Below are 25,500 nucleotides of genomic sequence, written 5' to 3' on the forward strand. Positions count from 1 at the left end.
CAGGTTACCGGCGGGGTCCGACAAGCACCGTCCCGGCGGACCGGCCCGGGTCCGATGCCGTCGGAGCCGGCGGCAGGCCGCACACCACGGCCGGCCAGCACCCGATCGGGACCCGAGGCCGGGACCCGATCGCGGCCCGAGGACAGGACCCGGTCGGGGCGCGCGGCCAGGGCCCGATCGCGGGCCGAGGCCGGGACGCGGCGCGGGCAGGTCAGGAGGCGAGGGCGGTCGGGGCGAACCGGGCACCGATCGCGATCAGCGCCATCCCGACGAGGAACACCAGGCCGGACAGCACCCAGCGGCGCGCGGTGGCCAGCGCGTTCGCCGACACCTGCGGCCGCTCGGGCGCCTCGACCTGCGCCCGAATCGCGAACACGACACCACCGACCCCGAGCACCTCGCCCAGCACGAACACCGCGATCACGCCGCGGGCGCCCAGTACGGACAGGCCGAGCGAGCGCAACCACAGCAGACCGACCGCGAGAACCGAGACCGCGATCGCGAGGGCCAGCCAGAGCGCCCGCTCGGTCGGTCCGGACAGCCCGCCGCCGCTGCCGGAGCCGCTCTCCCGGTGCGCCACCCGGCCCTCCCCTCGACGCCGGTCGCGGCCGCTGTGCCCACGCCGACCCGGCCGGACCCGTCTGCCCGGACGGCATCAGCGTACGGCCGGGGCACCGGCCCGAGCCGCCGGACGCGCCAACCCGCCCCGGCCTCGGGGCGTCCGGACGGCGGGTCCTAGGGTGGTGCCATGGCGCTGGGTTACGTTCGTACCGCTCGGGCGGCCGAGGCCGCGGAGATCGCCCGGCTGCAGCTGGCCACCTGGCGCGCCGCGTACGCACGCATCGTCCCGGCCCGCATCCTGGACGGGCTCGACGACGAGGCGCTCGCCGCCCGCTGGCTCGCCGCGATCACCGACCCGCCGTCGGCCCGGCACCGGGTGCTCGTCGCGATCGAGCAGGGCGGCGAGGCGAACCTGGTCGGCTTCGCCGCGATCGGCCCGGCAGACGAGACGGCCACGGCGCCGGACGAGCCGGCCGACGCGCTGTCCACCGGTACCGCGGCCATCACCGACCTGCTGGTCGAGCCGCGCTGGGGCCGGCGCGGGCACGGCAGCAGACTGCTCGCCGCGGCGGTCGACCTGTGGCGCGGCGACGGCGCCGACCACGCCGTCGCCTGGCTGTTCGACCGGGACGCCGCGAGCCGGGCGCTGCTCGGTTCGGCCGGCTGGGAGGACGACGGCGCGGTCCGGGCGCTGGACATGGACGGCACCCTGGTCCGGCAGCGCCGCCTGCACGTCGCCCTCGACCCCGAACCCGACGAGTCGGCCACCGGCTCCGACACCGACGACTCGGCCGTCGGCTCCGGCTGACCCGCCACCGCCCCAGGTGGCGCGGCCGGTCAGGCGTCGAGCAACGAACCGAGGCCGACGGTCAGACCCGGCCGGCGCACCACCGCCCGCACCGCCATCAGCACGCCGGGCATGAACGACGCCCGGTCGTACGAGTCGTGCCGCACGGTCAGCGTCTCGCCCGGCGCACCGAACAGCACCTCCTGGTGCGCGACCAGGCCGGCCGACCGCACCGAGTGCACGTGTACCCCGGCCACCTCGGCACCGCGGGCGCCGGGCAGCGCCGTCTCGGTCGCGTCCGGTACCGGGTCCAGGCCGGCCCGCTCGCGCGCGGCGCCGATCAGCTCGGCGGTACGCACCGCGGTCCCGCTCGGCGCGTCCAGCTTGTTCGGGTGGTGCAGCTCCACCACCTCCGCGGAGGCGAAGAACCGCGCCGCGCGCTCGGCGAACTCCATCATCAGCACGGCGCCGAGCGCGAAGTTCGGCGCGACGAACACGCCGACCTCGGGATGCCCGGCGAGCCGCTGCCGCACCTGGTCGAGCCGCCCGGCGTCCAGACCGGAGGTACCGACCACGGCATGGATGCCCCGGTCGATGCACCAGCGCACGTTGTCCAGCACCGCCTGCGGTGTGGTGAAGTCGACGACCACCCGGGCACCCGCGTCGGCCACCGCACCGATCGGGTCGCCGGACCCGACGGTCGCGACCAGGTCCAGGCCGTCGGCCGCCTCGACGGCGCGGCAGACCTCGCTGCCCATCCGACCGGCGGCACCCAGTACGCCGACCGGGATCGGCCGGCCGTTGCCCGTCTCACTCACCGACGTTTCCTCCTTCGCCGCACCGCCGCCGAGCCACGACGCGCGCCGCCTCGTCGACGTTCCTGCTGTCCGTACCCGCCGACGGTCAGCGCCAGCCGAGCGGGGTGTCGAAGTCGTGCCCGGCGAACGGGCCGACCACCGCGAGCGACATCGGCCGGGCCATCAGGTCCGCCGCGACCGCGGCGACCTCGTCCGGGGTGACCTGGTCGATGCGGGTGAGCAGCTCGTCGACGCTGAGCAGGTCGCGGTAGAGCAGCTCGCCCTTGCCCAGCCGGGTCATCCGGGATCCGGTGTCCTCCAGGCCGAGCACCAGCGAACCCTTCACCATGCCCTTGCCGCGGGACACCTCCTCCGTGGTCAGGCCGTCGGCGGCGACCCTGGACAGTTCGGCGGAGACCAGCGACAGCACCTCGTCGGCCTTGCCGGGCGCGCAGCCGGCGTACACGCCGAACAGGCCGGTGTCGGCGAAGTGGCTGCCGAACGAGTACACCGAGTAGGCCAGCCCGCGCTTCTCCCGCACCTCCTGGAACAGCCGGCTGGACATGCCGCCGCCCAGCGCCGCGTTCAACACGCCGAGCGCGAACCGCCGCTGGTCGCCACGCGAGTACGCCTGGGAGCCGAGGACCAGGTGCGCCTGCTCGGTGTCCCGCGCGTCGACGACGGTGCGGGACCGGCGCAGCTGCGGCGTGGCCCCGGTGCGACGCTGCGCGACCTCGTGCCCGGTGCCGATCAGCGGCCCGAACGCCGCCCGTACCGACTTGAGCACGGACCGGTGCTCCAGGTTGCCGGCGACCGCGACGACGATCCGGTCCGCGGCGTACCGCCGGTGGTAGAAGTCGAGGATCTGGCGGCGGGACATGGCCGACACCGACTCGGTGGTGCCGGACACCAGCCGCCCCAGCGGCCGGTCGCCGAACACCGCCTCGGCGAACCGATCGTGCACCACGTCACCCGGCTCGTCGTCGGTCATGGCGATCTCCTCCAGGATCACGCCACGTTCGGTCTCCACGTCGGCCGCGGCCAGCACCGACGAGGTGATCAGGTCACCCAGCACGTCCAGCGCCAGCGGCAGGTCGTCGTCGAGCACCCGCGCGTAGTAGCAGGTGTACTCCTTGGTGGTGAACGCGTTGGTCTCGCCGCCCACCGCCTCGATCTCGGCCGAGATGTCCAGCGCGGAGCGCCGCTCGGTGCCCTTGAACAGCAGGTGTTCCAGGAAGTGCGAGGCGCCGGCCTGGCGGGGCGACTCGTCCCGGGAGCCGACCCCGACCCAGACGCCGACCGCGGCGCTGCGCATCGCCGGCACCGCCTCGGTGATCACCCGCAACCCACCGGGCAGCACGGTACGGCGCACCGCACCGCTCAGCGGGTCGGCGACCAGGGTCCGGGTCTTGGCTCGTTCGCTCACGCGTTCCTCACGTTCCTAGGGCGTGTTGTGAACCCCGGCCGAGGCGAGGTCCCGCCACGGCCGCGCGGGAGTCCGCAGCGCCCTGCGGCGGCATCGTTGCCGACCGGTACGTCCGGATGCGCCGAGGCGTCGGGCCCGGTGACCCGGATCCCGACGCCTCGCCGCGGTGCCAACCGAGGATCAGTGGTGCCGGCTGCGCCGACGGCGCCGCTCGCCGCCATCGCGGGACTCGCCGGCCTTGTGCTCGCCGTCGCCGTCGCCCTCGCCGTCCTCCGCCGTCGCCGGGGCCGCCTCGTCGGCGGGCTCCGCCGCCTGCTCGGCCTGCTCCTCCTCCGGCTTGACCAGGTCGAGGTAGACCTTGCCGCGGTTGTCGACGTCGACGATCTCGACCTCGACCTTGTCCCCGACGTTCAGGTAGTCCTCGACCCGCTCGACGCGCTTGTTGCCGCCGAGCTTGGAGATGTGCAGCAGCCCGTCGCGGCCCGGTACCAGCGAGATGAACGCACCGAACGCGGCGGTCTTGACGACGGTACCGAGGAACCGGTCGCCCTTCTTCGGCAGCGTCGGGTTCGCGATCGCGTTGACCCGCTCCACCGCGGCGGCCGCGGACGGGCCGTCCGAGGCGCCGATGTAGATGGTGCCGTCGTCCTCGATGGACAGCTCGGCGCCGGTCTCGTCCTGGATCGCGTTGATGGTCTGGCCCTTCGGCCCGATCACCATGCCGATCTTGTCGACCGGGACCTTCACCGTGGTCACCCGCGGCGCGTAGTCGCTCATCTCGGCCGGCTGCGCGATCGCCGCGCCCATGACCTCCAGGATCGTCGCGCGGGCCTCGCGGGCCTGCTGCAGCGCCTGCGCCAGCACCTCCGACGGGATCCCGTCGAGCTTGGTGTCCAGCTGCAGCGCGGTGACGAACTCGCTGGTACCGGCGACCTTGAAGTCCATGTCGCCGAACGCGTCCTCGGCGCCGAGGATGTCGGTGATGGCCAGGTACTCTGTCTTGCCGTCGACGGTGTCGGACACCAGGCCCATCGCGATGCCGGCGACCGGCGCGGCGATCGGCACACCGGCCGACATCAGGCTCATGGTCGAGGCGCAGACCGAGCCCATCGAGGTCGAGCCGTTGGACCCGAGCGCCTCGGAGACCTGCCGGATCGCGTACGGGAAGTCCTCCCGCTTGGGCAGCACCGGCACCAGCGCCCGCTCGGCGAGCCGGCCGTGGCCGATCTCGCGCCGCTTCGGCGAGCCGACCCGGCCGGTCTCCCCGGTCGAGTACGGCGGGAAGTTGTAGTTGTGCATGTAGCGCTTGGACTTCTCCGGCGCCAGGGTGTCCAGGCTCTGCTCCATCCGCAGCATGTTCAGCGTGGTGACACCCATGATCTGGGTCTCGCCGCGCTCGAACAGCGCCGAACCGTGCACCCGCGGCAGGATGTGCGTCTCGGCGCTCAGCGGCCGGATGTCGCGCGGGCCGCGGCCGTCGATGCGGACCTGGTCGCGCAGGATGCGCTGCCGGACGAGCTTCTTGGTGACCGCCTTGACCGCGGCACCGATCTCCTTCTCGCGGCCCTCGAAGCTGCCGCCGACCCGCTCGTAGGCGAGCTCCTTGACCCGGTCCAGCTCGCTCTCGCGCTCCTGCTTGGCACCGATCTTGAGCGCCTCGGCCAGCTCACCGGAGATCGCCTGCTCGACCGCGTCGTAGGCGTCCTGCTCGTAGTCGAGGAAGACCGGGAACTCGACGGTCGCCTTGCCGGCCGCGTCGGCCAGCCGCTGCTGGGCCCGGCACAGCTCGGCCAGGTGCGGCTTCGCCGCCTCCAGGCCCTGCGCGACGATCTCCTCGGTCGGCGCGACCGCGCCGCCGCGGACCAGATCGACGGTCGCCGGGGTGCCCTCGGCCTCGACCATCATCACCGCGACGTCGCCGTCGTCGAGCAGCCGCCCGGCGATGACCATGTCGAAGGTGGCGCGCTCGCGCTCCTCCTGGGTCGGGAACGCGACCCACTGGCCGTCCACGTGCACGACCCGGGTCGCGCCGATCGGGCCGGAGAACGGCAGCCCGGACAGCTGGGTGGACATCGAGGCCGCGTTGATCGCGACCACGTCGTACGCGTGCTGCGGGTCCAGCGCGAGCACCGTCTCGACGACCTGGACCTCGTTGCGCAGGCCCTTGACGAAGCTCGGCCGCAGCGGGCGGTCGATCAGCCGGCAGGTGAGGATCGCGTCCTCGCTGGGCCGGCCCTCGCGGCGGAAGAACGAGCCGGGGATCCGGCCCACCGCGTACATCTTCTCCTCGACGTCGACCGTCAGCGGGAAGAAGTCGAACTGCTCCTTCGGGTGTTTGCCGGCGGTGGTGGCGGACAGCACGACGGTGTCGCCCAGCTGCGCCAGCGCCGAGCCGGCCGCCTGCTGCGCGAGCCGCCCGGTGGAGAACGTGATGGTACGGGTGCCGAAGTCACCGTTGTCGATCACGGCCTGGGCGGAGTGCGTGCCCAGGTTGACGACCTCGGGTTCGTACCCGGTGGTTTCTGTCATGGTGCGAATGCTCCTTGCATGTCGGTCTTCCCGACAGGCCGGTCTGCCACCAGACGACGTGCGGAGCCACTGCGCGTCCGGTCTTCGATCGAAGCACCCGGTCGTCGCCGTTTCGGATTCGGCGACGCGCCGAGGGCCACTACCGAGGACCGGTGCGAAGCTCCCCGCCGGTCACGGTCGGCGGATGCCTGCCGGGGATGCGGCGGCACTCTGCCGACCGCATCGGGTCCTTCGCGCCAGCCGGGCCGCAGGCAGCGGCGGCGGCACCAAGAACCGGGCGGGGACGTCACCGGCGTCGGTGGCGTCCCCGCCCGTCACGTCAACGCCGCAGGCCGAGCCGCTCGATGAGCGCCCGGTAGCGGTTGATGTCCTTGCGGGTCAGGTACTTCAGCAGCTTGCGGCGACGGCCGACCAGCTGCAGCAGACCACGCCGGCTGTGGTGGTCGTGCTTGTGGGTCTTGAGGTGTTCGGTCAGATCCTGGATCCGCCGGGTCAGCAGCGCCACCTGCACCTCGGGCGAGCCGGTGTCGCCTTCCTCGGTGGCGTAGTCAGTGATGATCTGCTGACGGGTCTCGACGTCGAGCGCCATGTTCTCCCTTGTCGTTGTCGCCTTCGTGTGTCCGGCCGGGGCGAACGCTCGTCCGCGCCGCGAAACCGGCCCCGCACCCACGGCGCCGTGCAGGCATGCGGGTCACCACCGCTGACACGGTGTGCGACCCAACGGTACCAGTCAGGCGACCCGGGCCCGCCGCAGGCCCCACCCGCGGCCAGCTCAGACCGATCGGGGCAGGCCGAGCACCCGGCGACACTCCCGCACGTCCGACTCGATCTGCGCCACCAGCAGCTCGACCTGGTCGAACCGGCGCATCGGCCGCAACCGGGCGATGAAGTCCAGCTCCACCCGGTCGCCGTACAGATCACCGTCGAAGTCGAGCACGTACGCCTCGACCCGGCGGTCCTTGCCGGAGAACTGCGGGTTGGTACCGATGCTGATCGCCGCCGGCAGCCGGTCGGTCGCCCCGTCACGCATCAGCCAACCCGCGTACACCCCGTCCGCCGGCACCGCGGCCTTCGCCGGGGTGAGCAGGTTCGCGGTGGGGAAACCGAGCAGCCGGCCGCGCCGGTCGCCGCGCACCACCACCCCGCCGAGCCGGTGCGGGCGGCCGAGCGCCGCTGCGGCCGCGCCCACGTCGCCGGCGTCGATGCAGGACCGGATGTAGGTCGAGGAGAAGACCGTGTCGTCCTCGGCGACCAGCGGCGCACCCTCGACCGTGAAGCCGAACTTGCGGCCCAGCTCACCGAGCAGTGCCACGGTGCCGGCCGCCTTGTGGCCGAACCGGAAGTTCTCCCCCACCACGACGGCCTGCGCGTGCAGGTGCTCGACCAGCACGTCGTGCACGAACGTCTCCGGCGCCAGCTTGCTGAACTCGACGGTGAACGGCAGCAGGCAGAACACGTCCGCGCCGAGCCGCTCGATCAGTTCCGCCTTGCGTTCCGGGTCGGTCAGCACCGCCGGATGGCTGCCCGGTCGGACCACCTCGGACGGGTGCGGGTCGAAGCTGATCACCACGCTGGCCACGCCGAGTTTCTCGGCCAGCGCGACGGTGTGCTCGATGATCGCCTGATGGCCGCGGTGCACCCCGTCGAACACGCCGATGGTGACCACCGAGCGACCCCAGCCGTTCGGTGCCGCGTCCACCCCTCGCCAGCGCTGCACGCCGCCCTCCCCTTCGTCGACGGTCGGCGTTACCGACCGGTATTCACCGTACTCAACGGCGGGCGCGGCGCATCGGGTGCGGCCCGCGCGCGGCGGGTCACCGCCCGGCGGTGGCCAGGACGATCTGCGGCCGGGCCCGGCCGTCCCGCTCCGCGGCGACCGCGAGCAGCGCCCCGTCCGGCCCGTACACCGCGTACGGGCCGGTGCGCCCCTCGGCGGGCAGCGAGCCGCCGTGGCCGAGGACCCGCGCCGCCTCGGCGTCGACCGTACGGCCGGGCAGGATCCGGGCCGCCGCGGCGGCGGGCGACAGCGGTACCGGGTCGGCGCCGTCGAGCAGCGCGTCCAGGGTGACCGCCTCGGCCAGGGTGAAGTCGGCGACCCGGGTACGGCGCAGCGCGGTGAGGTGCCCGCCGACGCCCAGCCCGGCGCCGAGATCCCGGGCGATGGCGCGGACGTAGGTCCCGGACGAGCAGGCGACCCGCACGTCGACGTCGAGCAGCCCGCCGGGCTCGCGGCGCAGCGCGTCGACGTCCAGCCGATACACGGTGACCGGGCGGGGCGGCAGGGACACCTCGGCGCCGTCGCGGACCCGCTTGTACGCCCGCTGTCCGTTGATCTTGATGGCGCTCACCGCACTGGGCACCTGCTGGATCGCGCCGGTCTGGGCGGCGAGCCCGGCCCGTACCTGCGCCTCGGTGACCGCGTCGGCGCTCGCGCCGCCGGTCGGCTCGCCCTCGGCGTCGTCGGTGACGGTGCTCACGCCGAGCCGGATCGTCGCGTGGTACTCCTTGTCCGCGCCGGTCAGGTAGGTCAGCAGCCGGGTGGCCCGGCCGACCGCGAGCACCAGCACGCCGGTCGCCATCGGGTCCAGCGTGCCGGCGTGCCCGACCCGCCGGGTACCGGCCAGCCGGCGCAGCCGTGCCACCACGTCGTGCGAGGTCATCCCCGCCGGTTTGTCCACCACCACGAACCCGGCCCTGTCCACGACCAGGCAGCTTAGAGGCTCGGTCCGGACCCCGCGGAAGCCGGCCGGCCGCGCCGTTTCGACGGTGCGGCACGTCACCCGCCGGACCGGGCCGCGCGCCGGAATATTCGCTGCTTTCCGGGCGATACTCCAAGTGAGGCCGTTGGCCTCGCGAAAGCCGAGAGCCCCGTCGAAGAAGGGGCCGGCCCGAGCATTCGAGGAGGAAGCCATGGTGTTGACCGCATTGCTGGTGGAAGCCGTAGCAGCGGTGTTGGTGGCGGGTGCGTTGGCGATGTGGTCGCGGCGCCACTTCGCTCCCCGGACCGTCTCGGCCAGCCGGCACGACCACGAGCTCTGATCCACCGCCGGCGCCAGGTGCGCCGGTCCGCCGGGCCGCTCGGCCCGGCCTCGGCAACCGCGCGGCGCCCGACCTCCGGTCGGGCGCCGCGTCGCGTCAGCGGGGCAGCGGTTCGAGCTTCTGCCCGACCCCGCTCTCGTCGATCGCCGCCATCGGTACCCGGGCCGTCTCCGGGATCCGGATGATCGGCACCAGCGCGATCACCGCGGCGGCCATCAGGTAGTACGCCGGCCAGTCGTCGTTGCCGGTGGCGTGGATCAGCGCGGTGACCACGACCCCGGTGGTACCGCCGAACAGGGCGGTCGAGACGTTGTAGCCGATGGCGAACGAGCCGTACCGGACCCGGGTCGGGAACATCGCCGGGAACGTCGAGCCGATGACCGCGAGCATCAGCAGCAACAGCAGCGCCACGATCAGGAAGCCGACGAACAGCAGTACCGTGCTGCCGCTCTGCATCAGCTTCAGGCTCGGCCAGCTGAGCAGGATGAACCCGATCGCCGCGGTCAGCAGCAGCGGCTTGCGGCCGATCCGGTCGGACAGCGCGCCCAGCGGACCGATCAGCGCGATCTGGATCGCCTCGACCACGATGATGATCAGCACCGAGGTGGTGTCGCTGATCTTCAGCGTGTCGGTGAAGTAGCTGGGCATCGTGGTCAGCAGCATGTAGTCGGCGACGTTGAGCAGGATGACGATGCCGACCAGGTTCAGGATCATCCGCCAGTTGCGGGCGAGGGTCTCCCGGATCGGCGCCTTCTCCGCCTTCTGCCCGGCCTGCTCCAGCCGTTGGAACTCCGGCGTGTCCTCCAGCTTGGTCCGCAGGTACAGCCCGACCAGGCCGAGCGGCAGCGCGATGAAGAACGGGATCCGCCACGCCCAGGCCTCGATCTGCGGCGTGGTGAAGCCCAGCGTCACGGCGAGCACCACGATGTTGCCGAGGATGTAGCCGGACAGCGTGCCGGCCTCCAGGAAGCTGCCGAAGAAGCCCCGGCGTTTGGTCGGCGCGTACTCGGAGATGAACGTCGCCGCCCCGCCGTACTCACCGCCGGTGGAGAAGCCCTGGATCAGCCGCAGCAGCAGGACCAGGATCGGCGCCGCGATGCCGATGCTGTACGCGCCCGAGTAAGTCGGCAGGCAGCCGACCAGGAAGGTGCAGCCGGACATCAGCAGGATCGTGATCGACAGCACCCGCTTGCGGCCGAGCTTGTCACCCAGCGGGCCGAAGAAGGCGCCGCCGAACGGGCGGACGATGAACCCCACGGCGACCAGCGCGAGCGACTTGAGCACGGCGGTCCCGCCGCCACCGCCGGGAAAGAAGACGGTACCGATCGTCGCGGCGATGATGCCGGAGGTGAAGACGCCGTAGTCGTACCACTCGGTGGCGTTGCCCATCGCGGACGCCAGTACCGCCTTGCGGACCGTGCCCGGGTCCACCGGCGGCTTCGTAGCCTGCGCTTCGGCCATGTTCGTCATCGACCTCCTCGTACCTGGTGCTGCCCAGGACCCGATGCCGCACCGGCCGGGTTTTCCGCTGCACTCGTCAAGGCAATCAATATCCAGCCGGGAACGTAGGCAAACGCGGGTAATTGCCCAGCTACCCACCGCTGCCGGGCCGGCGCGGAGGGCGACCGGGACCGCATCGCCCTCCGCGCCGGGCACACCCGGGTCAGGGCGTGTTGTTCGCCAGCGCGAGCAGCCGGTCGGCCGAGCCGTTGAACACGTCGGTGTCGACCGCACCCGAGATGCCGGACACCGAGCCGTTGTCCGCGTACTGCCAGAACGTGTACGTGCCCCAGCCGGCCGGCACGCTCGGGCTGCTGACGCCCCAGTGCGCGACCCACATCGGGTTGGACGAGCCGAACGCGGTGCTGCCACCGGTGCAGCTGGACCACCAGGACGCGGTCGTGTACAGCACCGCGTCGCGCCCGGTATCCGCCTTGTAGGTGCTGGTGAAGTCCTTGATCCAGCTGACCATGGCGGACGCGGACAGCCCGTCGCAGCCGGAGACCTCCAGGTCCAGCGCGCCCGGCAGGGTGAGGTTGTCGGCCGACCAGGCACCACCGTGTGCGGCGAAGTAGTTGGCCTGCGCGGCGCCGGAGGAGCTGCCGGGCCGGGCGAAGTGGTACGCGCCGCGGATCACGCCGGCGTTGTACGCGCCGGTGTAGTTCGCCGAGAACGCCGAATCGACGACCGACGTGCCCTCAGTCGCCTTGATGTAGGCGAACCGGATGCCGGACCCCTTCACCGAACTCCAGTTGATGCTGCCCTGGTAGTGCGACACGTCGATGCCGGGCAGTCCGGCCGGCGCGGCCTGCGCGGGTGCCGCGCCGAGCAGCGCCGCGCTCGCGGCGACGAGCAGCCCGGCCGCGGTGGCCAGCGCCCGGAACCTGCGGGGAACACGTCTGACGACGGCAGGAACTTTCATGAGCCCTCCATGTCGGGTAGCTAACTGCCGCCCCATTAGAGCCCACTTTCCCCGCAAATGCCATATCTGAAGCAAATCCGTTGTAACGGATTCATCGCCCGAAGCGAAGACGGCCACTCCTCCGTTCGGTTCGCGCGGAGCGGCCGGACGGACGATCCGGTGCGGTGAACCCGATCGCGACAATCACCTGTCGCCGCCCGCACCGGAACGAAGAGAGCAGCCGTGTCCGAACCGAACGACTGGTGGAAGCGAGCGGAACGCCGGGTCGTACGCGCGAACCGGCGGCGCCGACTCGGCCGCGCCCTGCTCGCCCCGTTCCGGTTCGTGCTCGCGCCACGCTCCCCCGCCACCGTCGCCGTCACGGTGCTGCTCGCGGTCGCCGTGGTACTCGCCGGCGGCTACCTCTGGCGTCACCCGGACCGGCTCACCGACCGGTTCGCCGCCGACCACAGCTCCGCCCCGGCACCGGTCACCGACCCGTTCGTCGGCACTCCCGCGTACGACTACCCGTCCGGGGCCGCCGGCATCACGCTGCCGACCCCACACGCCGTCGGCGGGTACTCGGCGGCGACGGTACGCACGGCGCTGACCGCGGTGCGCACGGTCCTGGTCCGGGGCCATCTGGAGCGCCGGATGCTCGTCGACCACGACGACTCGGCCCTGCTCGCCGCCCTGGCTCGCGACTCACGGCGCCGTGGCCAGGAGCTGGTGCACGACGGCGTGTTCGGGCTCCGGGTCGCCGACGACGCCGAACTGACCGGGCAACAGCCGCGCGTCAAGGGCTCGTTGACGGTGTCCGTCACGCACCAGCGGACCACCACATACCTCACCATCACCAGCAACGTCGTCTGGGCGTACGCCTTCCGGCACGCGAGCGATCCGGTGGTGGTCCACGACAAGCTGGTCTTCTGGTACGTCACCGGCGACCACCTCGCGGCGGAGAGCCGCGGCGTGTGGATCCGCGACTCCCAGGCGTACCTGTACGCGATGGACTGTGCCGCGTCCGACCACGGCCTGCTCAAACCGGGACCGGACATCGATCCGTCCGCCAAGCCGGGTGGCGGAGCCGGCGACGGTACCGCGATGTACGACCCGAAGCACGCCTTGGCCGTGTCGAACGACTGCCGCTGACGGCCGCTGCCGCTGACGGCCGCTGCCGCTGACGGCCCCAGCGAGGCGGCGCCGTCGGCCGGCGCCCGATGACCCCCCGCCGGTCGGCGCCCGGATGGCGCCCTCAGCCCGAGCCCGGGACCGCCCAGCGGCCGCGGACGGTGCGGCCCACCGCGAGCACCAGCCGCAGCGCGATGAACACGCCGAGGCCGGCCCACACACCGCCCAGCCCCAGCCGCAGCGCGTACGCCAGCCAGATCGCCGGCAGGAACCCGGCCAGCGTGGAGATCAGCGTCAGGTTACGCAGGAAGCCCACGTCGCCGGCGCCGATCAGCACCCCGTCCAGGGCGAAGACGACGCCGGCCAGGGGCAGCAGGCCGACGAACCACGGCCAGGCGAGCATCGCCTGCCGGTGCACCGCCGGATCGGCGCTGAACACGCCCGGCAGTACCGGTGCGCCCAGCCCGACCAGCAGCGCCAGGCCGGCGCCGCAGACCGCGCCGGCGATGCCGATCCGCCGGGCGGTCAGCCGCGCCTGGACCGGCCGGCCGGCACCGAGGTCCGCGCCGATCAGCGACTGCGCCGCGACCGCGACCGAGTCCAGCAGCAGCGAGCAGAAGTTCCACAGTTGCAGCGCGATCTGGTGCGCGCCCAGGGCGGCGGCGCCGAAGCGGGCGGCGACCGCCGCGGCGGAGGTGAAGCACAGCTGCATCGACAGGGTGCGCAGCACCAGGTCGCGGCCGACCGACAGCTGGGCCCGCAGCAGCGCCGGCCGGGGCCGCAGGTCGACCCGTTCGGCCAGCAGCGCGGCGACGAACAGGATCGCCGAGATGGTCTGGGCGGCGACGTTCGCGATCGCGGAGCCGACCAGGCCGAGCCCGGCCGGGTAGACCAGTACCGGGGCCAGCACCGCCGACAGCAGGTTCGCGGCCAGCACGAACACCACCGGCCGGCGGGTCGCCTGCACGCCCCGCATCCAGCCGTTGCCGGCCAGCGCCAGCAGGATCCCGGGCGCGCCGAACGAGGCGATGCGCAGCCAGCGCTCGGCACCGGCGGCGATGTCGGCCCCGCCGGTACCGCCGCCGGCGAGGGCGTGCGCGACCGGCCCGGCGAGCAGCTGGGCGACCACCACGAACGCCAGCCCGCCGGCCAGCGCCAGCCAGCTCGCCTGGACGCCCTCGACGACCGCGCCGGTCCGGTCGCCGGCGCCGTACCGGCGGGCCGCCCGGCCGGTGGTGCCGTAGGCGAGGAAGTTGCCGAGGATCGCCGCGGCGGACAGGATGTTGCCGCCCAGCGCCAGCCCGGCCAGCGGGACCGCACCGAGGTGGCCGACCACGGCGGTGTCGACCAGCACGTACAGCGGTTCCGCGGCGAGCACCACGAGCGCCGGCAGGGCCAGCGCCGCGATCCGGCGGCCGGACGCCGTCTCGGCCCGTACGGTCGATGTCACGCCGCCATCATGACACGCTGGAGTAATCAGCGAAAGCGGCGCCCGCTGCTTACATGCCGGCGCCGGGAAGCTCGATGACCCGGTCCTCGTCCGCGACCAGGATCGGCCCGGCGAAGTGCTCGGCCGCCTCGGCCGCGGCCCGGTCGCGGTCCGCGCCGGGCCAGAAGTGGGTCAGCAGCAGCCGCCGGGCGCCGGCCTGCGCGGCGAAGCCGGCCGCCTCCCGGGCGGACAGGTTGAACCGCGGTTCGGGTATCACGTCGCTCACCGGACGGTCCTGGAACGTGGCGTCGACCGCGAACAGGTCGGCGCGCTCGCCGAGCCGCGCCACCGCCGGATCCGGCCCGGTGTCGCCGGTGTAGGCGAACACGCCGCCCGGCCCGGTGACCCGGACCCCCACGTTCGGTACGTAGTGCGGCAGCGCGACCAGGTCGATCCGCAACGGGTCGAGGACGATCGAGGTGCCCGGCCGGTACTCGTGCCAGTCGAACGCCGCCGCCAGCAGCTCCGCCCCGTCCGGCCCCTCCAGCGGCGCGAGCACCTCGGCCAGGCCGGGCGGCGCGTACACCGGCAGCCGGGGCAGGCCGGTGCCGCGGAAGCCGTAGTACCGAGCCCGCAGCAGCGCGTGCAGGTCGAGCGCGTGGTCGGGATGGGCGTGCGTGAGCACGACCGCGTCGAGCCGGTCGGCCGGCAGGGCGGCGAACAGCCGCGGCGCGGTGCCGTACCCGAGGTCGACGACGAGCTGTCGCGCCGCGTCGGTGATCAGGAAACCGGTGCAGGCGCGGCCCGGCGCCGGCCAGGCCGCGCAGCTGCCGAGGACGCGGATCCGCACCCGGCGCAGGCTACCAGCGGCTCTCCAGCGAGCGCTGCAGCGCGCGCTGTGCCTCCCGGCGCTGCTCGTCGCGCTCCTGCTTGCGGGCGCGCTCCGGGTCGGTCGCGGTCGGCTTGGCCGGTGGCTGAACGGTGGTGGTCGGCATGGCAGTTCCCCTCACGCCCCGGCCGCGGGGCGGCCGGCTGTCGGATCGGCTGTGGGGCCCGGCATCGGATGTCGGGCCGTGCTGTCGAGGCCCGACCTCACTGTCGGGTCGCCCCGTCGGACCACGGCGGGGGTGACCCGCGCGTCGGCCGGACGGACACGCTCGGCACGCGACCGCGGCGAACGAAGGCCGCCACGGCTGCGAGCAAGGCGCTCGGCACGGCTGGAGCCGACGGATCCACGTCGGCTCCGGGTGAACCGTTGGACGCGCTGCGTTGCCACGCACGTCCCGACCCAAGTTAACGTTCGTTCCAGTGGATGCACCCGACTTCCCAGCATGCGGACTGTGATCGTGGCGTCATCCAGCGCAGTCGGCGGATTCGGCCGGCCGGCAACGACCTCAGCGGGCGAAGAAGTGGAAGCCGACCCACCACCAGAAGCCCAGCAGCGCCACCCGGCCGAACGGCACCCGGCCCACCCGGTACCGCATGACGAAGCCGCACAGCTGGGCCAGCGTCGGCACCCGGGAACCCTCCCGGCGCCCGGCCACCTCCAGCGTCACGATCAGCACCAGGGCCAGCCCGTACGCGACGAGCGTCGCGATGCGCGTCACGCTCATCGCCGTTCCTCCTTCGCCGCAACGCCGACGAGGCAGCACGACACGCACGACTGCCGATTCGCCCGCTCGCTCATCGCTTCACCAGCGCCCAGTACCCGGTGATCCAGCCCAGGAACACCGCCGCCCGGGCCCAGTAGTGCTGCAGCACCGGGTCGGCCAGCGCGGACAGCGTCGGATGCGCCGCCGTCGATCCGAGCGCGAAGCTGACCAGCTCGAACGTGGCGAACACCAGCACCGGTACCAGCCACCACAGCGCCTGCCGGGCGACCTGGCGCACCGCCGGGTGCCGGGTCAGCCGGCGGGTGACGCCGAGCCAGAAGAACGCGCCGCCGATCCCGATCATGGTGATCGTCGAGCGCAGCGAGAACGACGGGAACGCACCGACGGCGAGCGAGGCGCCGACGAAGCCGACCACCCGGGCGGGCGCGTACCAGCGCGGTGGCGCGGACTCGGCCGCGGCCGGAGACTGTTGATCCACGTCTTCCGATTCTCATCCGCCGGCCGGCGGCGGGACAGCCCGTTGCCCGGATCCGTCGGTCACAACGGGCGAAACCGTCGCGGTGCTCAGCGCTCCGGCGAGCGATCGGCGAGCGCGGCGGTGACGGAGGCCAGTACCTGCTCGACGCTGCCGTGGCCGGTGAAACCGGCCGCGAACCGGTGCCCGCCGCCGCCGAGCGCCACCGCCGCCCGGCCCACGTCGACCGCGCCCTTGCTGCGCAACGACACCACCCACTCGTCCGCGGCGGCCTGCTTGGCGAGACAGGCGACCTCGGCCTCCTGCGCGGTACGCAGGTCACCGATCAGCGTCTCCAGCACCTGCGGCGGCTGGCCGTGCCGGGCCAGGTCGGCCAGCGTGGCGTGGCTGGCCACCAGCCCGGCGCCGGACGCGGCGGCCGGGTCGAGGCTGGCCCGGCCGAGCACGTCGGCGAGCAGTCGGAGCGCGCCGAACGGCCGCGTGTCGTACAGCTTGCGGCTCAGCTCGGCGTGCGGGATGCCGGTGGCCACGAGCCGCCCGGCCAGCTCATGCACCGCCTGGGTGGTGGCGGAGAACTTGAACGAGCCGGTGTCGGTGGACAGCGCGACGTACAGGCACTCCGCGATCGGCGCGGTCAGCTCGACGCCGAGCCGGCGCAGCAGCTCGTCGACCAGGACCGCGGTGGCGGCGGCGGACGGGTCGACCAGGTTCACCTCGCCGAAGCCGGGGTTGGAGGCGTGGTGGTCGAACACCAGGGTGTGCGCCGCGGTGTGCAGCCGGTCGGCGAGGTCACCCAGCCGGTCGACGCTGCTCGCGTCGAACGACACCAGCAGGTCGGGCGCGGCCGGCGCCTCACCCGGCGGTACCAGCAGCTCCCGGCCGGGCAGCTCGGCCAGCACCCCGGTCAGCTCGAACGGGCTGGGGAAGCTCGCCCGCACCGGCAGCCCGAGCTGGGCGAGCCCGAGCCCGGCGCCGAGCATGCTGCCCAGCGCGTCACCGTCCGGGTTGAGGTGGCAGGTGAGCAGGATCGAACCGGCCGACCGGAGCCGGTCGAGCGCCGCCGCCCAGTCCGCCTCGGCGATCGGGGCGGGTGCCGTCACGCGGGTCCGCCGGGCCGGGCGTGCGAGAGGTCACGGTCGGGCTCGTCGGCCTCGTCGTCCGGCTCGTCCTCGTCGTCGTCCTCGTCCACCTTGTACGGCTGGGCGTCGCCGGCGTACTGCGCGTCGACCGCCTGCCGCTGCACCTCGGCGTCGGCGGCGCGGGCCGCGGCGAGCAGCTGCTCGATGTGGTCGGCCTGCTCCGGCACCTCGTCGATCACGAACGTCAGCGTCGGCGCGAACCGCAGCCCCAGCCGCTTGCCCACGATGCTGCGCAGCAACCCGTTCGCACTGGCCAGGGCGGCCGTGGTGGCAGCCTGCTCGGTCGGGTCGCCGAGCACCGTGTAGAACAGCGTGGCGTCGTGCAGGTCGTTGGTGAGCCGGACGTCGGTGATCGTCACCATGCCCAGCCGCGGGTCCTTGACCTGCTTGCGCAACGCGGACGCGACCAGCTCCTTGATCCGTTCGGCGTACCGGCGCACCCGGGCGGGGTCCGACATGATTCCTCCAGCTCTCGTTTCGAACCCTTCGACAGTACTGGGGATGGCGCCGAACGGCCTCGGCGGCCCGTCGCCCGTTCGATGCCAAGTACCCTTTCCAAGGCTAACTTTTCAAAGCTATGGTGGCATGCATGTCGAAGCCCGTCGTGGAACTCACCGACCCGCGCGCCCTGCGCGCCCTCGCCCACCCGCTGCGCCTCGCCCTGCTCGGCCTGCTGCGCCGCGAGGGCCCGCTCACCGCCACCCGCGCCGGCCAGCTGCTCGACGAGTCGTCCGCCAGCTGCTCGTTCCACCTGCGCCAGCTCGCGAAGTACGGGCTGGTCGAGGAGGCGGCGGGCGGCACCGGGCGGCAGCGGCCGTGGCAGGCCACCGCCCGCGCCACCAGCTGGCCGAGCCGCCCGGCCAGCCTGGACGTGCGCGCCGCCACCGACGCGCTGTCCGCGGTGATCGCCGAGCGCTACCTGGTGGCGATGCTGGACTGGATCGGCCGGCGCGACGACGAACCGGACGAGTGGCGGCAGGCCCCGTTCGGCGACCACGACGTCTACCTGACCGCCGACGAGATGACCGAGGTGGCAGAGCGCACCGCCGCCCTGATCGCGCCGTACCTGCCGCGCACCGACGACGAGTCGCTGCGGCCGGACGGTGCCCGCCGGGTGATGTACCTCGACGTCGCGCTGCCGATCGGCCGACGATCGTGACCCGCGCCGGCACCCTGCGCATGCTGCACGCACCCGACTTCCGCCGGCTGTGGGGCAGCCACACCGTCTCGCTGCTCGGCGACCAGATCCGTACCCTCGCGCTGCCGCTCGCCGCGGTGCTCGTGCTGCACGCCGGGCCGGGCCAGATGGGGCTGCTGACCGCGGCGGGCACCCTGCCGGCGCTGCTGTTCTCGCTGCTCGCCGGCGCCGCGAGCGACCGGTACGGGCGGCGCCGGCGCACCATGGTGCTCGCCGACCTGCTGCGCGCGGCGCTGCTCGCCACGGTGCCGGTCGCCGCGGTGTTCGGCACGCTGAGCCTGACCCAGCTGTACCTCGTCGCCTTCGGGACCGGCACCCTGTCGGTGCTGTTCGACGTGGCCGACGCGAGCATGTTCGTCGCGGTCGTGCCGCGGGAGCGGTTCGTCGCGGCCAACTCGCTGATCCACGGCAGCCGGGCCGCGTCGTACCTGGCCGGGCCGAGCCTGGGTGGCCTGCTGGTGCAGGCCGTGGGCGCGCCGCTCGCGCTGCTCGCCGACGCGGTGTCGTTCCTGGCCTCGGCGGTGCTGCTGCGCGGCATCCGGGCGAGCGAGCCGCCCACCGAACGCACCGGGCTGGCTGGGCTCGTCGGCGGGCTGAGCTACCTGCGCCGGTCCGCGACCATCCGGGCGACGCTCGCCGGTACGGCGGTGATGAACCTGTTCAACTTCGCCTTCGCCGCGCTGTTCACGCTGTACGCCACCACCGCGCTGGGCATCTCCCCCGGCACGCTCGGGCTGGTGCTCGGCGCCGGCGCGATCGGCAGCCTGCTCGGCGCCTTCCTGACTCCGCGGCTCGGCCGGCTGATCGGGATCGGGCCGGCGGCGCTGATCGGGATGGTGCTGTTCCCCGCCCCGCTGATCCTGGTACCGCTGGCCGACCGGCCCGGACCGACCGCGCTGCTGCTGGTGTTCGGCTCGGAGTTCGGCGCCGGGCTCGGTGTGATGATGCTCGACATCGCCTTCGGGTCGATCACCGCGGCGATCGTGCCGGCCCGGCTGCGGGCCCGCGTCTCCGGCGCGTTCCAGTCGGTCAACTACGGGGTACGGCCGATCGGGTCGCTGCTCGGCGGAGCGCTCGGCGCCGCGCTCGGGCTGCGGCCGGCGCTGTGGATCGCCACCGTCGGCGCCCTCGCCGGCGTGCTGTTCGTGCTGCCCAGCCCGGTCCGCCGGATCCGGGTGCTGCCGGACGAGCCGGAGGAACAGCCCAGTGGCGTGCCGGCGAGTGCGGAGGCGGCCGCCTGAGCGCCCGCGGTCGACCGACGGGATGCGATCCCGCGGTCGACTGACGGGATGCGGGTGACGGCCGGTCAGTCGTCGGCGCCGTAGCGGCGGCGACGTACCGACAGCAGTTCCAGCTCGGGGCGGCCGGCGACCAGCCGCTCGCAGGCGTCCAGCACCTCGGTGAGGTGGCCGCTGTCACCGGAGACGGCGGCGACACCGAGCTGGCTGCGGCGGTGCACGTCCTGGTCGCCGACCTCGGCGACCGCCACGTCGAGCTTGCGCAGCGCCGCGACGACGGGCCGCACGTACGACCGCTTGGCCTTCAGCGAGGTGCTGTCGTCGGGCAGCAGGACGTCGAACAGCGCGGTACCGGTATACACGTGATCACGGTAGCGGGCGGCGCGACGGCGTCGGCCGCGGCCCGCGTCAGTCCCGGCGGGCGACCAGCAGGTCGCGCACGATCGCCTGGTCCACCCGGTGCTCGAAGCCCTGGTACGCGGGCCCGTCCAGCACCGTGAGCCCGGCATCGGTGAGGATCGCGGCGAGGTCGGCGCGGCGGGACACGTGGGTGTTGAACGACAGCCCGATCGCGCCACCGGGTCGCAGCAGCTGTGCCCAGCTCGGTGCGGCGGCGGCGATCAGCTCCACCGGACTGCGCGACACGCTGCGACCGTGGCTGCCGTGCGCGACGCCGTACGGTGCGTCCGCGACCAGCACGTCGAACGACCGGTGCCGGAAGAACTGTCCGATGTGGACGGTGTCGCCGATGATGGCGGTCAGGTCGACGGTCTCGCCGGCCCGGTACTGCTCCTTGGTCGCCGCCAGCTCCACGTCGAACCGGCGGGCCAGTACCGAGCGGTTGCGCCGGATCGGCGCCCACTGCGCCTTGTGCTTGATCCGCGCCGCCCGCAGCCACGTCTTCAGGAACGCCGCGTACGCGTCGATGTCCTTCGCGTCGATGTCGACGCCGGCGACCGACAGCCCGTACATCAGGGCCTGGTTGAGGGTGGTGCCGCGGCCGCACATCGGGTCGAGCACCCGCAGCTTGCGGGCGAGCAGGTCGCCCGGCCGGTCGGTGGACAGCGCCGTGACGTTCAGCAGCAGCTTGGTGAACTGCTCGTTCGTCTTCCCCGGGTACTTGAGGATGGTGAGCAGGTCGGAGCCGAACAGGTCCAGCGGGGTCGCGGTCACCGGCCGCAGCAGCTCACCGACCCGCTCGAACATCGCGTACCGCGAGGAGAGGTTGGCGAGCTGAGCCAGGTCGGTGTCGGTCAGCGCCTCGGCGGTGAACGTCACGTACGGCACGCCGGCGATCTCGGTCTCGGTGACGTCGGCGAGCTTGCCGCCCAGCACCGTCGCGTCGAACACCGCCAGCTCCCGCCGGGTCAGCGTCACCGCGGTCTGCGAGTACACCCGGTTCAGCGACGGCAACAGCAGGATCGCGTACTCGGCCATGGCGGTGCGGTGCTCCTCGCTGTCGGTGGGTCGCCGACGATTGTGCCAGCGTGCCGCCGGGACGGCCCCGGCGGTGGCAGCATGGGGCCGTGCCCGACGAGCCAGGACCCGACGCCGACCGGCCCACGCTGGACCGCAGCGCCGCCTGGCGGGACCACCTGGCCAACGAACGCACGTACCTGTCCTGGCTGCGCTCCGCGCTCGGGGTGCTGGCGCTGGGGCTCGCCGCCGCCCGGTTCGGCGGCCGCGGTGGCGTCGGAGCGGGCACCGTCCTCACCGTCGTGGCGATCGCCGGGCTGGTGTTCGGCGCGGTGCGCTACCGGCGCGGCCGGCGCACCATCGCCACCGGCGTACTGCCCGGTGGCCGCGGCCTGGCCCCGATCGTCGCCGGCGTGGTCCTGGTGGCGAGCTTCCTGCTCGCCTTCCTGGTGCTCGAACTCGCCGACTGACCGCGCCGTCCCGGACCGGTCAGGGCACGTCCGGCAGCGGCGGGCAGCGCCTCGGCACCGGCGTCGAGACGACCACCGAGGTGGTGGTCTGCCCGTACAGCAGGAAGCGGTCCAGGATCGACTCGATGTGGGCCATGCTCGCCGCGTGCAGCTTCAGCAGGAAGCAGTCCTCACCGGTGATCCGGTGGCACTCGCTGATCTCCGGTAGCTCCTCCGCCAGCTCGACGATCCGGGTCAGTTGACCGGCCACCGGTCGGATCCGCGCGAACGCGGTCAGCGGCAGGCCGAGCGCCGCCGGGTCCAGCGTCACCCGGTAACCGCGGATCACCCCGGCCCGCTCCAGCCGCTGCACCCGCTCGGTCACCGCCGGCGCCGACATGTCCAGCCGGCGGGCCAGCGCCGACATGCTCATCCGCGGGTCGGCGGACAGCTCGCGCAGCAGCCGGACGTTCGTCGCGTCGAGCAGCTCGTGCGGCCCGGGGCCTCCGTTCGCGGGCCGCCGGCCCGCGGCTCCCGACACCGTCGCCTGCCGCCGTGAATTCTGAGGCAATTGATCGCCACCACCTTCAGATTGCCATTCTCTCCTGCCAGAGTGCCTCCCAGGATGGCGTCATGACCACACTTCAGCCTGGACCCACTCGGATCGGGCTCGTCGCCCGGACGATCGGCCGGCTGCCTCCCACCAGCTACTTCCTGACCAGCGCGGTGTTCCACTACCTCGGCCCGTCGCTCGCGGTACTGCTGTTCGTGCACGTCGGCGCGCTCGGCGTCGCGTGGCTGCGGATCGCCAGCGCCGCGCTGCTGCTCGGCCTGTGGCGCCGGCCCTGGCGGCTGTTCGCCCGGCTCGACGGCCGGCAACGCCTGCTGCTGCTCGCCCTCGGTGCGGTCCTCGCCACCATGAACTCGCTGTTCTACCTGGCCGTGGCCCGGCTGCCACTCGCCACCGTGGGCGCCGTCGAGTTCCTCGGTACCATCCTGCTCGCCGCCCTCGGGGTACGCAGCCGGCGGAACCTGATCGCCCTCGCCGTCACCGTGGGCGGCGTCGCCACCCTCACCGAGGTACGCATCGGCGGCAGCGGGCTCGGCTTCCTCTTCGCGTTCGGCAACTGTGCGCTGTTCCTGCTCTACGTCGTCCTCGCGGCCCGCATCGCGACCGCCGACCGGACCGACGGCAAACCCGGGCCGGGCGCCGCCACCGGCGGCATCGACCGGCTCGCCGCCGCCATGGTGATCGCCGCGGTGGCCGCCACCCCGGTCGGCCTACCGGCCGCGCTGCCCGCGTTCGGGCATCCGTGGTGGCTGCTGTGGGGCGCCGGGGTGGGCGTCTGCTCGTCGGTCATCCCGTACCTGACCGACCAGCTCGCGCTGGCCCGGCTGCCCCGGGCCACCTTCGCGCTGCTGCTCGCGCTGCTCCCGGCCGCCGCGGCGGTGCTGGGCCTGATCATCCTGCACCAGGTACCCACCCCGGCCGAACTGGCCGGCATCGGGCTGGTCGTCGGCGGCATCCTGCTGCACCGCGAGCGTCGTTGACACCGAGCCCGACGCGGCACCTGCCGCCGCCCGGCGGGCCGTCGCGGTCCCGCCGCATCGGGCGTACGCGGCGACCCGAGCCGCCGCGGCACCGGTCGGCGACGACCCACCGAAACGGCACTGGCCGGACCCCGAGCGGGGTCCGGCCAGTGCCGTCACACGTCGCGCGTCAGGCGCGCGGCTTCTCGCGCATCTCGAAGTTCTCGATGACGTCACCGACCTTGATGTCGTTGTAGCCACCGAGCGTCAGACCGCACTCGAAGCCCTCGCGGACCTCGGTCGCGTCGTCCTTCTCCCGCTTCAGCGAAGCGATCGACAGGTTCTCCGCGACCACCGCGCCATCACGCAGCAGGCGCGCCTTGGCGTTGCGCCGCACCACACCGGAGCGGACCATGCAGCCGGCGATGTTGCCGATCCGGCTCGACTTGAAGACCGCACGGATCTCCGCCGTACCGAGCTCGAACTCCTCGTACTCCGGCTTGAGCATGCCCTTGAGGGCGGCCTCGATCTCCTCGATGGCCTGGTAGATCACCGTGTAGTAGCGGATCTCCACGCCCTCGCGCTCGGCCAGGTCGCGCACCTTGCCCTCGGCCCGGACGTTGAACCCGATGATCGTCGCCGTCGAGTCGCTCGTCGCGGACGCCAGGTTGACGTCGTTCTCGGTGATCGCACCGACGCCCCGGTGGATGATGCGCAGCTGCACCTCCTCCGGGATGTCCAGCTTGACCAGGGCGTCCTCCAACGCCTCGACCGAACCGGACACGTCGCCCTTGAGGATGAGGGCGAGGGTGGCCTTCTGGCCCTCCTTCACCTGCTCCATCAAGGTCTCCAGCGTTGCGCGGCCACGCGAGTACGCGTTCGCGGCGGCACGCTTGCGGGCCTCCCGCTGCTCGGCGATCTGCCGTGCGGTGCGGTCGTCCTCGGCCACCAGGAACGTGTCCCCGGCACCCGGCACCGCGGTCAGACCGAGCACCAGCACCGGACGCGACGGCCCGGCCTCCTCGACCGGCCGGCTGTACTCGTCGAGCATCGCCCGGACCCGGCCATGGCCGGTCCCGGCGACGATCGAGTCACCGACATGCAGGGTGCCCTGCTGGACCAGCACGGTGGCGACCGGGCCACGGCCCTTGTCCAGGTGCCCTTCGATCGCGACACCGTGCGCCGACCCGTCCACCGGAGCGGTCAGCTCCAGCGACGCGTCCGCGGTCAGCAGGACGGCCTCGAGCACGCCGTCGATGTTGATCCGCGACTTGGCGGAGATGTCGACGAACATCGTGTCGCCGCCGTACTCCTCGGCGACCAGGCCGTACTCGGTCAGCTGCTGGCGGACCTTCGCCGGGTTGGCGCCCTCGACGTCGATCTTGTTGACCGCGACCACGATCGGCACCTCGGCCGCCTTGGCGTGGTTCAACGCCTCGATCGTCTGGGGCATCACCCCGTCGTCGGCCGCGACCACCAGGATCACGATGTCGGTGACCTGGGCACCGCGGGCACGCATGGCGGTGAACGCCTCGTGGCCCGGGGTGTCGATGAAGGTCACCTTGCGCTCTTGACCCTCGTGCTCGACCTCGACCTGGTAGGCACCGATGTGCTGGGTGATGCCACCGGCCTCGCCCTCGACCACGTGCGTGGACCGGATCGCGTCCAGCAGCTTGGTCTTGCCGTGGTCGACGTGACCCATCACGGTCACCACCGGCGGACGCGACACCAGCCGCGCCGCGTCGACATCGGCGTCCAGATCGATGTGGAACTGCGCGAGCAGCTCGCGGTCCTCGTCCTCGGGGCTGACGATCTCCAGCGCGTAGCCCAGGTGCTCAGCCAGCAGCAGCAGCGTGTCGTCCGTGCAGGACTGGGTCGCCGTGACCATCTCGCCCAGGTTGAACATCTCCTGGACGAGCGAACCCGGGTTCGCGTCGATCTTGTCGGCGAAGTCGGACAGCGAGGCACCCCGCGGCAGCCGGACCGTCTGGCCCTGGCCACGCGGCGCACCCGAGCTCATCGTCGGTGCCGACAGGTTGTCGAACTCCTGCCTGCGCTGCTTCTTCGACTTGCGGCCACGACTCGGGCGGCCACCCGGCCGGCCGAACGCACCGCTGGTGCCGCCGCGACCGCGACCGCCACCACCGGGCCGACCGCCGCCACGGAAACCACCACCGGCCGGCGCGCCGCCGCCACCGCGGTAGCCGCCGCCACCACCGGCGCCGCCACCGCCACCGCGGTAGCCGCCACCACCACCGGCGCCGCCACCGCCGCGGAAGCCACCGCCACCGCCGCCGCCACCCGGACGGCCACCGCCGCCACCGGGACGACCGCCGCCGGCG

At 73.1% G+C, this 25,500-nt stretch carries 27 protein-coding genes; 7 read left to right on the top strand and 20 right to left on the bottom strand.

What is annotated here, in order from left to right; genetic code table 11:
• Positions 1–211: 211 nt before the first annotated feature.
• On the bottom strand, positions 212–580 hold the full coding sequence (locus NUM_RS06045) for a hypothetical protein (protein ID WP_207123570.1): 369 nt from the start codon (positions 578–580) through the stop codon (positions 212–214).
• 168 nt (positions 581–748) lie between these two features.
• On the opposite strand from NUM_RS06045, the gene NUM_RS06050 reads away from it, so the two are divergent.
• Positions 749–1,369 (top strand): GNAT family N-acetyltransferase, encoded by a 621-nt coding sequence (locus NUM_RS06050; RefSeq protein ID WP_207123571.1) that lies wholly within the window; start codon positions 749–751, stop codon positions 1,367–1,369.
• A 29-nt stretch (positions 1,370–1,398) separates the two neighbouring features.
• Here the strand turns inward: NUM_RS06050 and dapB are convergent, their stop codons facing one another.
• From dapB to truB, 6 genes are all read right to left on the bottom strand, one after another.
• On the bottom strand, positions 1,399–2,166 hold the full coding sequence (gene dapB, locus NUM_RS06055) for a 4-hydroxy-tetrahydrodipicolinate reductase (protein ID WP_225918363.1): 768 nt from the start codon (positions 2,164–2,166) through the stop codon (positions 1,399–1,401).
• Positions 2,167–2,251: 85 nt separating this feature from the next.
• Positions 2,252–3,571 carry a M16 family metallopeptidase gene (locus NUM_RS06060; RefSeq protein ID WP_207123572.1) on the bottom strand — a complete coding sequence of 440 codons (1,320 nt, stop codon included), beginning with the start codon at positions 3,569–3,571 and terminating at the stop codon, positions 2,252–2,254.
• A 180-nt stretch (positions 3,572–3,751) separates the two neighbouring features.
• Positions 3,752–6,100, bottom strand: coding sequence for a polyribonucleotide nucleotidyltransferase (locus NUM_RS06065; RefSeq protein ID WP_207123573.1), 2,349 nt, complete (start codon positions 6,098–6,100; stop codon positions 3,752–3,754).
• Between the two features lie 319 nt (positions 6,101–6,419).
• A complete protein-coding gene (gene rpsO / locus NUM_RS06070; RefSeq protein WP_030446393.1) occupies positions 6,420–6,689 on the bottom strand; it encodes a 30S ribosomal protein S15 in 270 nt (89 codons plus the stop codon).
• A 183-nt stretch (positions 6,690–6,872) separates the two neighbouring features.
• Entirely contained in the window at positions 6,873–7,817 is a 945-nt protein-coding gene (locus NUM_RS06075; protein ID WP_207123574.1) for a bifunctional riboflavin kinase/FAD synthetase, read from the bottom strand.
• A 97-nt stretch (positions 7,818–7,914) separates the two neighbouring features.
• Entirely contained in the window at positions 7,915–8,760 is an 846-nt protein-coding gene (gene truB, locus NUM_RS06080) for a tRNA pseudouridine(55) synthase TruB (protein WP_370466935.1), read from the bottom strand.
• A 250-nt stretch (positions 8,761–9,010) separates the two neighbouring features.
• Here truB and NUM_RS37630 point away from each other — a divergent pair, with 250 nt between their 5' ends.
• Positions 9,011–9,139, top strand: a complete 129-nt coding sequence (locus tag NUM_RS37630) for a hypothetical protein (protein WP_263975108.1) — start codon at positions 9,011–9,013, stop codon at positions 9,137–9,139.
• A 96-nt stretch (positions 9,140–9,235) separates the two neighbouring features.
• Here NUM_RS37630 and NUM_RS06085 read toward each other — a convergent pair whose 3' ends face one another.
• Together NUM_RS06085 and NUM_RS06090 are read right to left on the bottom strand one after the other, a co-directional pair.
• Complete coding sequence (locus NUM_RS06085; RefSeq protein ID WP_207123575.1) at positions 9,236–10,609, bottom strand: MFS transporter; 1,374 nt, start codon at positions 10,607–10,609, stop codon at positions 9,236–9,238.
• Between the two features lie 193 nt (positions 10,610–10,802).
• Complete coding sequence (locus tag NUM_RS06090; protein ID WP_207123576.1) at positions 10,803–11,561, bottom strand: GH25 family lysozyme; 759 nt, start codon at positions 11,559–11,561, stop codon at positions 10,803–10,805.
• Positions 11,562–11,783: 222 nt separating this feature from the next.
• Here NUM_RS06090 and NUM_RS06095 point away from each other — a divergent pair, with 222 nt between their 5' ends.
• On the top strand, positions 11,784–12,692 hold the full coding sequence (locus NUM_RS06095) for a hypothetical protein (protein WP_207123577.1): 909 nt from the start codon (positions 11,784–11,786) through the stop codon (positions 12,690–12,692).
• A 103-nt stretch (positions 12,693–12,795) separates the two neighbouring features.
• Here NUM_RS06095 and NUM_RS06100 read toward each other — a convergent pair whose 3' ends face one another.
• From NUM_RS06100 to rbfA, 7 genes are all read right to left on the bottom strand, one after another.
• Complete coding sequence (locus NUM_RS06100; protein ID WP_207123578.1) at positions 12,796–14,121, bottom strand: MATE family efflux transporter; 1,326 nt, start codon at positions 14,119–14,121, stop codon at positions 12,796–12,798.
• A gap of 49 nt (positions 14,122–14,170) precedes the next feature.
• On the bottom strand, positions 14,171–14,950 hold the full coding sequence (locus NUM_RS06105) for an MBL fold metallo-hydrolase (protein ID WP_225918365.1): 780 nt from the start codon (positions 14,948–14,950) through the stop codon (positions 14,171–14,173).
• A gap of 10 nt (positions 14,951–14,960) precedes the next feature.
• On the bottom strand, positions 14,961–15,095 hold the full coding sequence (locus tag NUM_RS37635; RefSeq protein WP_263975109.1) for a hypothetical protein: 135 nt from the start codon (positions 15,093–15,095) through the stop codon (positions 14,961–14,963).
• Positions 15,096–15,494: 399 nt separating this feature from the next.
• Positions 15,495–15,713, bottom strand: a complete 219-nt coding sequence (locus NUM_RS06110) for a DUF6186 family protein (protein ID WP_207123579.1) — start codon at positions 15,711–15,713, stop codon at positions 15,495–15,497.
• A gap of 70 nt (positions 15,714–15,783) precedes the next feature.
• Positions 15,784–16,191, bottom strand: coding sequence for a hypothetical protein (locus tag NUM_RS06115; protein WP_207123580.1), 408 nt, complete (start codon positions 16,189–16,191; stop codon positions 15,784–15,786).
• Between the two features lie 86 nt (positions 16,192–16,277).
• Positions 16,278–17,288 (bottom strand): DHH family phosphoesterase, encoded by a 1,011-nt coding sequence (locus tag NUM_RS06120; protein ID WP_207123581.1) that lies wholly within the window; start codon positions 17,286–17,288, stop codon positions 16,278–16,280.
• On the bottom strand, positions 17,285–17,785 hold the full coding sequence (gene rbfA, locus NUM_RS06125) for a 30S ribosome-binding factor RbfA (RefSeq protein ID WP_207123582.1): 501 nt from the start codon (positions 17,783–17,785) through the stop codon (positions 17,285–17,287). The genes NUM_RS06120 and rbfA overlap by 4 nt, the downstream gene beginning before the upstream one ends.
• A 131-nt stretch (positions 17,786–17,916) precedes the next feature.
• Here rbfA and NUM_RS06130 point away from each other — a divergent pair, with 131 nt between their 5' ends.
• Positions 17,917–18,486 (top strand): winged helix-turn-helix domain-containing protein, encoded by a 570-nt coding sequence (locus NUM_RS06130; protein ID WP_207123583.1) that lies wholly within the window; start codon positions 17,917–17,919, stop codon positions 18,484–18,486.
• 20 nt (positions 18,487–18,506) lie between these two features.
• Positions 18,507–19,766: an MFS transporter gene (locus NUM_RS06135; RefSeq protein WP_207123584.1), complete on the top strand. Its 1,260-nt coding sequence runs from the start codon at positions 18,507–18,509 to the stop codon at positions 19,764–19,766.
• A 65-nt stretch (positions 19,767–19,831) separates the two neighbouring features.
• Here NUM_RS06135 and NUM_RS06140 read toward each other — a convergent pair whose 3' ends face one another.
• A complete protein-coding gene (locus NUM_RS06140; protein ID WP_207123585.1) occupies positions 19,832–20,125 on the bottom strand; it encodes a DUF503 domain-containing protein in 294 nt (97 codons plus the stop codon).
• 46 nt (positions 20,126–20,171) lie between these two features.
• Entirely contained in the window at positions 20,172–21,200 is a 1,029-nt protein-coding gene (locus NUM_RS06145) for a TRM11 family SAM-dependent methyltransferase (protein ID WP_207123586.1), read from the bottom strand.
• 89 nt (positions 21,201–21,289) lie between these two features.
• Between NUM_RS06145 and NUM_RS06150 the strand changes: the two genes are divergently transcribed.
• Positions 21,290–21,649, top strand: a complete 360-nt coding sequence (locus tag NUM_RS06150; protein ID WP_207123587.1) for a YidH family protein — start codon at positions 21,290–21,292, stop codon at positions 21,647–21,649.
• Positions 21,650–21,668: 19 nt separating this feature from the next.
• Here NUM_RS06150 and NUM_RS06155 read toward each other — a convergent pair whose 3' ends face one another.
• A complete protein-coding gene (locus NUM_RS06155; RefSeq protein WP_207123596.1) occupies positions 21,669–22,115 on the bottom strand; it encodes an Lrp/AsnC family transcriptional regulator in 447 nt (148 codons plus the stop codon).
• Positions 22,116–22,261: 146 nt separating this feature from the next.
• On the opposite strand from NUM_RS06155, the gene NUM_RS06160 reads away from it, so the two are divergent.
• Positions 22,262–23,179 carry an EamA family transporter gene (locus NUM_RS06160; protein ID WP_207123588.1) on the top strand — a complete coding sequence of 306 codons (918 nt, stop codon included), beginning with the start codon at positions 22,262–22,264 and terminating at the stop codon, positions 23,177–23,179.
• A 169-nt stretch (positions 23,180–23,348) separates the two neighbouring features.
• Here the strand turns inward: NUM_RS06160 and infB are convergent.
• Positions 23,349–25,500 (bottom strand): translation initiation factor IF-2 (gene infB, locus NUM_RS06165; RefSeq protein WP_207123589.1); only part of this gene is annotated, 2,152 nt, incomplete at its 5' end.

Origin of the sequence: Actinocatenispora comari, assembly GCF_017312725.1 — a bacterium.
GTDB classification, from domain to species: domain Bacteria; phylum Actinomycetota; class Actinomycetes; order Mycobacteriales; family Micromonosporaceae; genus Actinocatenispora; species Actinocatenispora comari.